7 protein-coding genes and 2 pseudogenes are annotated in these 10709 nt (G+C 68.6%); 5 read left to right on the plus strand and 4 right to left on the minus strand.

The genetic code is table 11. From position 1 onward, the window contains the following. Window positions 1-61: 61 nt before the first annotated feature. The gene (locus FE633_RS07610) at window positions 62-2353 is read right to left on the minus strand and encodes a (Fe-S)-binding protein (RefSeq protein ID WP_138044301.1); all 2292 of its coding nucleotides are present in this window, start codon (window positions 2351-2353) and stop codon (window positions 62-64) included. A 315-nt stretch (window positions 2354-2668) separates the two neighbouring features. Between FE633_RS07610 and FE633_RS07615 the strand changes: the two genes are divergently transcribed. The 5 genes from FE633_RS07615 to FE633_RS07635 all read left to right on the plus strand — a co-directional run bounded on the left by FE633_RS07615 (window position 2669) and on the right by FE633_RS07635 (window position 8144). After that, the gene (locus FE633_RS07615) at window positions 2669-3694 is read left to right on the plus strand and encodes an LCP family protein (RefSeq protein ID WP_138044302.1); all 1026 of its coding nucleotides are present in this window, start codon (window positions 2669-2671) and stop codon (window positions 3692-3694) included. A gap of 190 nt (window positions 3695-3884) precedes the next feature. Further along, the gene (gene dnaK, locus FE633_RS07620) at window positions 3885-5747 is read left to right on the plus strand and encodes a molecular chaperone DnaK (protein ID WP_138044303.1); all 1863 of its coding nucleotides are present in this window, start codon (window positions 3885-3887) and stop codon (window positions 5745-5747) included. Continuing rightward, window positions 5744-6421: a nucleotide exchange factor GrpE gene (gene grpE / locus FE633_RS07625; RefSeq protein WP_119100666.1), complete on the plus strand. Its 678-nt coding sequence runs from the start codon at window positions 5744-5746 to the stop codon at window positions 6419-6421. The genes dnaK and grpE overlap by 4 nt, the downstream gene beginning before the upstream one ends. A 75-nt stretch (window positions 6422-6496) precedes the next feature. Next, window positions 6497-7690 carry a molecular chaperone DnaJ gene (gene dnaJ, locus FE633_RS07630; protein ID WP_138044304.1) on the plus strand — a complete coding sequence of 398 codons (1194 nt, stop codon included), beginning with the start codon at window positions 6497-6499 and terminating at the stop codon, window positions 7688-7690. A gap of 4 nt (window positions 7691-7694) precedes the next feature. Continuing rightward, window positions 7695-8144, plus strand: coding sequence for a heat shock protein transcriptional repressor HspR (locus FE633_RS07635; RefSeq protein WP_138044305.1), 450 nt, complete (start codon window positions 7695-7697; stop codon window positions 8142-8144). Between the two features lie 427 nt (window positions 8145-8571). Here FE633_RS07635 and FE633_RS07640 read toward each other — a convergent pair whose 3' ends face one another. From FE633_RS07640 to FE633_RS48145, 3 genes and pseudogenes are all read right to left on the minus strand, one after another. Beyond that, on the minus strand, window positions 8572-9198 hold the full coding sequence (locus tag FE633_RS07640) for a hypothetical protein (protein WP_246113483.1): 627 nt from the start codon (window positions 9196-9198) through the stop codon (window positions 8572-8574). Between the two features lie 71 nt (window positions 9199-9269). Beyond that, window positions 9270-9821 (minus strand): annotated as a pseudogene (locus FE633_RS07645) (ATP-binding cassette domain-containing protein); the annotation flags it as partial. A gap of 11 nt (window positions 9822-9832) precedes the next feature. After that, a pseudogene (locus FE633_RS48145) lies at window positions 9833-10384 on the minus strand (IS200/IS605 family accessory protein TnpB-related protein); the annotation flags it as partial. Between the last annotated feature and the right edge of the window lie 325 nt (window positions 10385-10709).

A 10709-nucleotide genomic window follows, 5' to 3' on the forward strand; every position in this document is an offset into this window, starting at 1 on the left:
GGGACATGGGGTGTGACATGGGGTGCTTCGCATTCAGGCCGTACCCCGTCGTGATGCCGCGCTACTTCACCGGCGCGGGCTCCGGCTCGTTCTCCGACTCGGGTTCGTCGGCCGGCGGCTCGTCGTCGACCGGGGTCTTGACGGAGTCGAGCAGCAGCTGGGCGACGTCGACGACCTGGAGGGACTCCTTCGCCTTGCCGTCGTTCTTCTTGCCGTTGACGGAGTCGGTGAGCATGACGAGGCAGAAGGGGCAGGCGGTCGACACGATGTCGGGGTTGAGGGACAGCGCCTCATCCACCCGCTCGTTGTTGATGCGCTTGCCGATCCGCTCCTCCATCCACATCCGGGCACCACCGGCGCCGCAGCAGAAGCCGCGCTCCTTGTGGCGGTGCATCTCCTGCTGGCGCAGGCCCGGGACGGCGGTCATGATCTCGCGCGGGGGCGTGTAGACCTTGTTGTGGCGGCCCAGGTAGCAGGGGTCGTGGTAGGTGATCAGACCCTCGACGGGGGTGACGGGGACGAGCTTGCCCTCGTCGATGAGGTGCTGGAGCAGCTGCGTGTGGTGGATGACCTCGTAGTCGCCGCCGAGCTGCGGGTACTCGTTGGCGATGGTGTTGAAGCAGTGCGGGCAGGTGGAGACGATCTTCTTCGCGGACTTCGGCTTCTTGGTGCTCTCGTCCACCTCGCCGTCCTCGTTGAGGGACTCACCGAATGCCATGTTCAGCGAGGCGACGTTCTCCATGCCGAGTTCCTGGAAGAGGGGCTCGTTGCCCAGGCGGCGGGCGGAGTCACCGGTGCACTTCTCGTCGCCGCCCATGATCGCGAACTTGACGCCCGCGATGTGCAGCAGCTCGGCGAAGGCCTTCGTCGTCTTCTTGGCGCGGTCTTCGAGGGCACCGGCGCAGCCCACCCAGTACAGGTAGTCGACCTCGCCGAGATCCTCGATGTCCTTGCCGACGACGGGCACCTCGAAGTCGACCTCCTTGGTCCACTCCAGGCGCTGCTTCTTGGCCAGCCCCCAGGGGTTGCCCTTCTTCTCCAGGTTCTTGAGCATCGTGCCCGCCTCGGACGGGAACGCGGACTCGATCATCACCTGGTAGCGGCGCATGTCGACGATGTGGTCGACGTGCTCGATGTCGACCGGGCACTGCTCGACGCACGCACCGCAGGTGGTGCAGGACCACAGCACGTCGGGGTCGATGACGCCGTTCTCTTCGAGGGTTCCGATCAACGGACGCTCGGCCTCCGCGAGGGCGGCGGCGGGCACGTCCTTCAGCTGCTCCTCGCTCGCCTTCTCCTCGCCCTCCATGGACTTGCCGCCGCCGGCCAGCAGATACGGCGCCTTGGCGTGCGCGTGGTCGCGCAGTGACATGATCATGAGCTTGGGGGAGAGGGGCTTGCCGGTGTTCCAGGCGGGGCACTGCGACTGGCAGCGCCCGCACTCGGTGCAGGTGGAGAAGTCCAGCAGGCCCTTCCAGGAGAACTGCTCGACCTGGGAGACACCGAAGACGTCGTCCTCGCCCGGGTCGGTGAAGTCGATCGGCTCGCCGCCGGAGGTCATCGGCTGCAGCGCGCCCAGCGCGGTCCCACCGGTCGCGTTGCGCTTGAACCAGATGTTGGGGAAGGCCAGGAAGCGGTGCCAGGCCACACCCATGTTGGTGTTGAGCGCGACCGTGATCATCCAGATCAGCGAGACGCCGACCTTGATCATCGCGGTGAGGTAGACGAGGTTCTGCAGCGTCTCGAGGTCGAGCCCGTCGAAGGCGGCGACCAGCGGGTACGAGACGAAGTACGCGGCCTCGTAGTGGTCGACGTGGTGGAGCGCGCCCTCCAGCCCGCGCAGGGCGAGGATCGCGAGACCGATGGCGAGGATGACGTACTCGACGAAGTACGCCTGCCAGGCCTTGGAGCCCGCGAACCGTGATTTGCGACCGGCCCGGGAGGGCAGGTTGAGCAGCCGGATCACGATCAGCGTGAGGATGCCGACGGCCGTCATCAGGCCGATGAACTCGATGTACATCTCGAACGGCAGGAAGCCGCCGAGGACCGGAAGGGTCCAGTCGGCCTTGAAGAGCTGCCCGTAGGCCTGCGCGAGGGTCGGCGGCAGCGTCAGGAAGCCGATCGCGACGAACCAGTGCGCGAAGCCGACGATTCCCCACCGGTTCATCCGTGTGTGGCCGAGGAACTCCTTGACCAGCGTGACGGTGCGGGCCTTCGGGTCGTCGGTGCGGGAGCCGGCCGGGACCGGCTGTCCGAGTGTGATGTGCCGGTAGATCTGCGCGACGGCTCGGGCAATGAGCGCAACGCCGACCACGGTCAGGACTAGCGACACGATGATCGCGGCGAGCTGCATGGGGGCTCCTCGGGCCTGCGAGGGGGAGTTCTCAGAATACGGAATGCGGCGATTACTACTGGGTAACTTAGGCAGTCCGTCTGAGACTACTCACTTCTGTCGTCGCGCTGTAGCCGGGGGTGCGGTGATCTATGTCGCTGAGGCAAGCCTGAGCGGCCGCGTGTCGGTGGATCCGCCCGTCCGTGGGTGTTCTCTCTGGGTCAGCCGTGTTATCGCCTCATATTTGGACATAAAGGATAACTTGTAGACGGCCCGGCCGGGCGAGGCCCTCCGGTGTCACCGCGATACCGCAACCGGAGGGACAGGGAATCGTCCATGCAAGTACGTGATTTGTTCCCCGATCGCCGCTGGGTGCGGCTGGTCGCACTGGGCTTCGGGCTGCTGCTCATCGCGGCGGTCGCCGTCGGCGGCGGGACGTACGCGCACCTCGACGGCAACATCCGCAGCGACGACGTCCCGGCCCGCGCGCTCCACGCCGACAGGGCTGTACGGCCCAAGTCGATGGCGCCCGGTGCGCAGAACATCCTGCTGCTGGGCTCCGACCTGGAGGCCGTGCGCGACAGTCAGCGCTCGGACGTCACCATCCTGCTGCACCTGTCGGCGGACCGCAGGCGTGCCGCACTGGTCAGTGTGCCCCGCGATCTGATGGTGCAGATCCCCCGCTGCCGCAAGCCGGACGGCGGCACCAGTCGTGCCCAGTTCGCCCAGTTCAACTGGGCCTTCCAGTTCGGCGGGGCGGCCTGCGCCATCCGTACCTTCGAGGAGCTCACCGGGGTACGCGTCGACCATCACCTCATCATCGACTTCACCGGCTTCCGGAAAGTCGTGGACGCGATGGGCGGCGTACAGGTCGACGTGCCGCAGAAGGTGAAGGTGCCCGGCGACAAGCTCGTGCTGCGGCCCGGCAAGCAGCATCTCAACGGGCATCAGGCGCTCATCCTGGTGCGCGGCCGTTCCGGTGTCGGTGACGGCAGCGATCTGCAGCGCATCGAACGGCAGAAGGTGTTCCTGCGTGATCTGCTGGCCGGGGCGCGAAGCGGCGGTGTGTTGGAGGACACGACCCGGCTCTTCCCGGTCCTGAACGCGCTGACCCGTTCGCTGACCGCCGACCCGGGTCTCGACTCGCTGAGGGAGTTGTACGGTTTGGTGAACAGCGCGGCCGGCATCCCGCAGAACCGGACGTCGATCGTCACCATCCCCAGCGTGGAGGACCCCGACCGCTGGGGCCGCTACAAGCCGGTCAAGCGCCAGGCCAAGGCTCTGTTCAAGGCGTTGCGCGAGGACAAGCCGCTGCCCACGCGCCTCTATAACGCGTACGACCCGGCCAACGACGAGTTGTGAGCCTCGGCCTTTCTGTCACGCTGCCGTCTGTGGTCACGCCGGAGGTTACGGGTCACGCCGGAGGTCAGGCGCCTGCTTGCGAATAAGGCCAAGATAAAAGTTGAGTCGGCGAGACTCAGGTCTGTTGACTGCATTCCATCCTTCATGCATCCTTGAGCCTGATCCACTCAAGTCAGCTGGAGGAATTGAAATGGCACGTGCGGTCGGCATCGACCTGGGCACGACTAACTCGGTCGTCAGCGTTCTGGAGGGCGGTGAGCCCACCGTCATCACCAACGCCGAGGGCGCCAGGACCACGCCGTCCGTCGTCGCCTTCGCCAAGAACGGTGAGGTGCTCGTCGGAGAGGTCGCTAAGCGCCAGGCGGTCACCAACGTGGACCGGACCATTCGGTCCGTGAAGCGTCACATGGGTACTGACTGGAAGATCAACCTGGACGGGAAGGACTTCAACCCCCAGCAGATCTCCGCGTTCATCCTGCAGAAGCTGAAGCGGGACGCCGAGTCGTATCTCGGTGAGAAGGTCACGGACGCCGTCATCACCGTTCCGGCGTACTTCAACGACTCCGAGCGGCAGGCGACGAAGGAGGCCGGCGAGATCGCCGGGCTCAACGTGCTCCGTATTGTCAACGAGCCCACCGCCGCGGCTCTGGCCTACGGTCTCGACAAGGACGACCAGACCATTCTCGTCTTCGACCTCGGTGGCGGCACGTTCGACGTCTCGCTGCTGGAGATCGGCGACGGCGTCGTCGAGGTGAAGGCCACCAACGGTGACAACCACCTCGGTGGTGACGACTGGGACCAGCGCATCGTCGACTACCTGGTCAAGCAGTTCAACAGCGGCCACGGCGTGGACCTCGGCAAGGACAAGATGGCCCTCCAGCGCCTCCGTGAGGCCGCGGAGAAGGCGAAGATCGAGCTGTCGAGCTCCACCGAGACCTCGATCAACCTGCCCTACATCACCGCCTCCGCCGAAGGCCCGCTGCACCTGGACGAGAAGCTCACGCGCGCCCAGTTCCAGCAGCTGACGGCCGACCTGCTGGAGCGGTGCAAGACGCCGTTCCACAACGTCATCAAGGACGCCGGCATCCAGCTGAGCGAGATCGACCACGTCGTTCTCGTCGGTGGCTCCACCCGTATGCCCGCCGTCGCCGAGCTCGTCAAGGACCTGACCGGCGGCAAGGAGGCCAACAAGGGTGTGAACCCGGACGAGGTCGTGGCCATCGGTGCCTCGCTCCAGGCCGGTGTGCTCAAGGGTGAGGTCAAGGACGTCCTGCTCCTCGACGTGACCCCGCTGTCCCTCGGTATCGAGACCAAGGGCGGCATCATGACCAAGCTCATCGAGCGGAACACGACGATCCCGACCAAGCGCTCGGAGATCTTCACCACCGCCGAGGACAACCAGCCGTCCGTGCAGATCCAGGTCTACCAGGGCGAGCGCGAGATCGCGGCGTACAACAAGAAGCTCGGGATGTTCGAGCTGACCGGTCTGCCGCCGGCCCCCCGCGGCGTCCCGCAGATCGAGGTCTCCTTCGACATCGACGCCAACGGCATCATGCACGTGACCGCGAAGGACCTGGGCACGGGCAAGGAGCAGAAGATGACCGTCACCGGCGGCTCCTCGCTGCCGAAGGACGAGGTCGACCGCATGCGCCAGGAGGCCGAGCAGTACGCGGAGGAGGACCACCGCCGCCGCGAGGCCGCCGAGAGCCGCAACCAGGGCGAGCAGCTCGTCTACCAGACGGAGAAGTTCCTCAAGGACAACGAGGACAAGGTCCCCGGCGAGGTCAAGACCGAGGTCGAGGCCTCCGTCGAGGAGCTGAAGACCGCGCTCAAGGGCGAGGACACCGCCGAGATCCGTACGGCCACCGAGAAGGTCGCCGCTGTCTCGCAGAAGCTGGGCCAGGCGATGTACGCCGACGCCCAGGGCGCGCAGGCCGCGGGCGGTCCCGAGGGTGCCGCCGGTGACGAGGGCGCGCAGGCCAAGGCAGACGACGATGTCGTCGACGCCGAGATCGTCGACGACGAGAAGGACCGGAAGGACGGTGCCGCGTGACGGAGGAGACCCCGGGCTTCGACGACCAGCAGCCCGACGTCCCTTCCGGCGCCACCCCTGAAGACGCCGAGCCGAAGGCCGCCTCCGAGGAGGGGGCGGCCCCGGCGGGGGACGCGGCAGCAGCTCAGGCAGCACAGCAGACGGCGGGTCTGACGGCCCAGCTGGACCAGGTGCGCACGGCGCTCGGTGAGCGCACGGCGGATCTCCAGCGGCTCTCGGCCGAGTACCAGAACTACCGCCGCCGGGTCGAGCGCGACCGGATCACGGTCAAGGAGATCGCCATCGCGAACCTCCTGACCGAGCTCCTGCCCGTGCTCGACGACATCGGCCGCGCACGGGACCACGGCGAGCTGGTCGGTGGTTTCAAGTCGGTGGCCGAGTCGCTGGAGACCGTCGCGGCCAAGCTGGGACTGCAGCAGTTCGGCAAGGAGGGCGAGCCCTTCGACCCGACAATCCACGAGGCCCTGATGCACAGTTACGCACCCGACGTCACCGAGACGACGTGCGTGGCGATTCTGCAGCCGGGGTATCGATTCGGCGAGCGCACCATCCGCCCCGCGCGTGTGGCGGTCGCCGAGCCGCAGCCGGGCGCGCAGACGGTCAAGGCCGATGAGGCCCAGCCGGCGGCCGACAACGCCGACGACAAGGAGAACGGTGGCCCGGACGAGGGCTGACGTCGGCGACGTACGGGGCGTACGAATGAACGTACGGACCCTACGGCGCGTGAGAAGGAAGGAGGGACGTCGAGGATGAGCACCAAGGACTTCATCGAGAAGGACTACTACAAGGTCCTCGGCGTCCCCAAGGACGCGACCGAGGCCGAGATCAAGAAGGCGTACCGGAAGCTCGCCCGCGAGTTCCACCCGGACGCCAACACGGGAAACGCCAAGGCGGAAGAGCGCTTCAAGGAGGTCTCCGAGGCGAACGACATCCTCGGCGACCCCAAGAAGCGCAAGGAGTACGACGAGGCACGCGCTCTCTTCGGCAACGGCGGCTTCCGGCCCGGCCCCGGCGCCGGCGGTGCCGGCAGCTTCAACTTTGACCTGGGCGACCTCTTCGGAGGCGCGCCCCAGGGCGGCGGGGCTGGTGGTGCCGGCGGTGGCTTCGGCGGCGGGCTCGGGGACGTCTTCGGGGGCCTGTTCAACCGCGGTGGCGCGGGCACCGGCACGCGTACGCAGCCGCGGCGCGGCCAGGACATCGAGTCCGAGGTCACGCTGAGCTTCACGGAGGCGGTGGACGGCGCGACGGTTCCGCTGCGCATGTCCTCGCAGTCGCCGTGCAAGGCCTGCTCGGGCACCGGCGACGCGAACGGCACACCGCGGGTGTGCCCGACCTGTGTGGGCACCGGCCAGGTGGCGCGCGGTTCGGGCGGCGGCTTCTCGCTCACCGACCCGTGCCCGGACTGCAAGGGCCGCGGTCTGATCGCGGAGAACCCCTGCGAGATCTGCAAGGGTAGCGGCCGCGCCAAGTCGTCGCGCACGATGCAGGTCCGTATCCCGGCGGGGGTGAGCGACGGCCAGCGCATCCGTCTGCGCGGCAAGGGCGCGCCCGGCGAGCGGGGCGGTCCGGCGGGCGACCTGTATGTGGTCGTGCACGTCGGCGCCCACCCCGTCTTCGGCCGCAAGGGCGACAACCTCACGGTGACGGTGCCGGTGACGTTCGCGGAGGCGGCGCTCGGCGGCGAGGTGAAGGTGCCCACGCTGGGCGGGCCCCCGGTCACGCTGAAGGTGCCGCCGGGCACGCCCAACGGACGGACGATGCGCGCCCGCGGCAAGGGCGCGGTCCGCAAGGACGGTACGCGCGGCGACCTGCTGGTCACCGTCGAGGTCACTGTCCCGGCGAACGTGACCGGCAAGGCTCGTGACGCGCTGGAGGCGTATCGCGAGGCGACCGCGGGAGAGGACCCGCGGGCGGAGTTGTTCCAGGCGGCGAAGGGAGCATGAGGAGATGGACGGCCGTCGACGCAATCCGTACGAGCTGACCGAGGAGACTCCGGTCTACGTGATCTCCGTGGCGGCCCAGCTCTCCGGTCTGCACCCGCAGACCCTGCGCCAGTACGACCGCCTCGGCCTGGTCTCGCCCGACCGCACGGCGGGGCGCGGCCGACGCTACTCGGCCCGGGACATCGAACTGCTCCGCCAGGTACAGCAGTTGTCCCAGGACGAGGGCATCAACCTCGCCGGCATCAAGCGCATCATCGAACTGGAGAACCAGGTCGCCGCCCTCCAGTCCCGCATGGCGGAAATGCAGGCGGCCCTGGACGGCGCCGCCGCGGCCATGCGGCAGCGCGAGGCCGCGGTGCACGCCTCGTACCGGCGCGATCTGGTGCCGTACCAGGAGGTGCAGCAGACGAGCGCGCTGGTGGTGTGGCGGCCGAAGAGGTCGCAGGACCAGTAGCCGGCGGACTGCCAACTGCGTGAAGGGGCCCGGAGGTTGTCGAACCTCCGGGCCCCTTCACGCAGTTGGCAGTCGGTGATGGCAAGAGCGGTCGGTGATGGCATGAAGTGTCCCGTCCGGTGCAGGATCCCACCCTACGGAACCCAACACGACCGAGAACAACCAGGGGGAATCACATGGCTGTTGTCGTACGGGAGGACATGCTCGACTTCTCCGCGCTCACCGACCAGGAGCGGGAGGTTTTGCTGCTGCTCGCGACGAGGGAGTAGAACCGGTGGCTGGCGCGGCCCTTGGGCATCGCGGAACGCACGGTGCGGGCCCACACCGCCGGCTGCCGGCACGAAAGGCAGAACGACAAGAAGTCAGAAGCAAGAAGGGCCCCGCCGGTACGTCGTCACCGGCGGGGCCCTCGGCGGTATGCGTCCCGTCAGGGGATGAGGTCGCCGATCGCGTCGATCGCCAGCATCCACATGGGCTGCGCGCCGGTGCCGAACGCGGCGGCGAGCGCGTACCCGAGGGCCGCGTCCGCCGCGTCCACCTGGGCGCCCTCCTTCCACTCGGCCAGGACCTGCCCGTCGCCGTCCGAGGAGAAGTCCCCGATGTGTTCCTCGTCCTTCAGGAGCCGGCTGCCCGGGATGGAGTCGGGCACCAGGCGGTGGGCGCGGCCCGCGTGCCGTACGTCGACGCGGTACGACCCCCGGGTCAGCCGTCCCTTCGCGGGTATGAGGACCGCGTCCTCGCCGTCGACGGTCAGCGTGAGCAGGTCGCCGTCCCGGGTACCGATCGGGATGTGGGTCTCGGCCTTGGTCCCGGCGTCGCGGCGCAGGACGACCCGGGGGATCGCCTCGCCTTCGACGGTCACTTCTCCTTGCTCGGTGTCCAGTCGGACACTCAGCTCACCGAACAGGTCGTCCTGGACGAGGTGTTCCACGACGGGCTCCGGGTTCTCCTCGTCGTCCCAGTGGTCGTCGTCCCAGTGGTCGTCGGGCACCGCGTCGTGGGGACGGTCGGGCGTGTGCGCGGCCTCGGGTGCGGGTGCCGGGTCCTTCGGCATGCGGTCTTCCTTTGCTGTGTGCATTTCTGACGGATGGTCAGTACGTCAGGGACTTACGTCAGGTTGCGGTGTCAGCCTCCTGCCGCGGTCAGCTGGGTGGCGGCGAGATCCCAGTACAGCTCGTTCCTCCCCAGGAGTTCCCCGTGCCGGCCATGGTCGCTCACACGGCCGTCCGCGAGCAGCACCATGTGGTCCGCGGAGGTGACCGTGGACAGCCGGTGGGCGATCAGCACGACGGTGCAGTGCCGGGCCGCCCGTTCCACGGTATGCCGTAGCGCGGTCTCGCTCAGCCCGTCGAGATGGGCCGTCGCCTCGTCCAGCAGCAGCACCTGTGGGCGGCGCAGCAGGGCGCGGGCGATGGCGAGGCGCTGGCGCTCGCCCCCGGAGAGGGCGAGGCCGCGGGCGCCGACGTGGGTGTCGAGCCCCTCCGGGAGCCGGTCGACGAGGGAGTCGAGCAGCGTGTCCCGCAGCACCTGGGAGATCGCCTCCTCGGTGGCGTCGGGGGCGGCGTAGAGGAGGTTCTCGCGGAGGGTGCCCGCCAGCATCGGGGTGTCCTGCTCCACGTACGCGATGCGGCGGCGCACCTCGGCGCGGGTGAGCGTGGTGATGTCGGTGCCGTCGAGGCAGTGTCCTGCTCGGAGTGGTGACGGGTGTGCGCGAGGCGTTTGCCGCCGCGCACCACCCGTACCCGGCCCGCCACCCAGTCCTCCTCCAGCGCCGTGAGGCGGTCTTTCAACGCCTCACGGCGGCGGGACTTGGCATGCCACTCACGCCGCGAGGCATAGCCGCGCACCAGGCCTTCGCGTTTGTTGGCCTTGGCGCCCAGCGGCCGGGCCAGCCGCGCCTCGATCGAGGCGATCTGAGCGCGCAGCCACACCATGTGGGCCACCTGCCCGCGCCGGGCCAGCGCCCACTGATCATGGGTGGCCTTGGTGATACTGCCCGCCCAGCGCGCCGACGAGAGTCCGGTCAGCTCCCGCTTGCGCACCGCCCACGAGGCCGCATCGTGCACCAGACCCTGCCGGGACCGCTCGGCGAGATCCCCGGAAGCCAGCGAGCCGAGGAAGACGCCGACCTCGGCCAGCACCGCCGCATCCGCCTGCGACACCCGCAGCCGGTCCCTGACCGCCACCCCGGCGGGGCCGGGCACCACGAACGACGCCGCCAACTCCCGCAACCCGCCCACCCCTTCACCCCCGCCCCGGCCCAAAAACCCCGTCACCGCAGTCAACGAGCACCATCTGCAAAGGTCACCCATTCGACCCAAGAACCCGCGTTCCCCCAGGGAGAAGGCCCAGGACACACACCAACCGGACAGGCCCCCCAAACTCGCTCCTGCTCACCAAAACGCACCACAACTCAGTCAACCGCCAGCAGATCCCAACCCTCGTGCCCCGGTTGGCTGCGGGGGCGGCCGAGGCGGGCCGGGCCGCGCGCCCGCGTATCGCGACGGCGGTCCACGTGGCCGTCCGCAGGCCGGGCCGCGACCCGCGCCGGCTGGCCCTGGCCCG

Source organism: Streptomyces montanus, from assembly GCF_005786655.1.
Classification (GTDB): Bacteria; Actinomycetota; Actinomycetes; order Streptomycetales; family Streptomycetaceae; genus Streptomyces; species Streptomyces sporangiiformans.

Coding starts and splice junctions, on each gene's coding strand:
- FE633_RS07635 (WP_138044305.1), top strand. CDS start 7,695: ATGGACGGCCGTCGACGCAATCCGTACGAGCTGACCGAGGAGACTCCG.
- FE633_RS07615 (WP_138044302.1), top strand. CDS start 2,669: ATGCAAGTACGTGATTTGTTCCCCGATCGCCGCTGGGTGCGGCTGGTC.
- FE633_RS07610 (WP_138044301.1), bottom strand. CDS start 2,353: ATGCAGCTCGCCGCGATCATCGTGTCGCTAGTCCTGACCGTGGTCGGC.
- FE633_RS07640 (WP_246113483.1), bottom strand. CDS start 9,198: ATGCCGAAGGACCCGGCACCCGCACCCGAGGCCGCGCACACGCCCGAC.
- dnaK (WP_138044303.1), top strand. CDS start 3,885: ATGGCACGTGCGGTCGGCATCGACCTGGGCACGACTAACTCGGTCGTC.
- dnaJ (WP_138044304.1), top strand. CDS start 6,497: ATGAGCACCAAGGACTTCATCGAGAAGGACTACTACAAGGTCCTCGGC.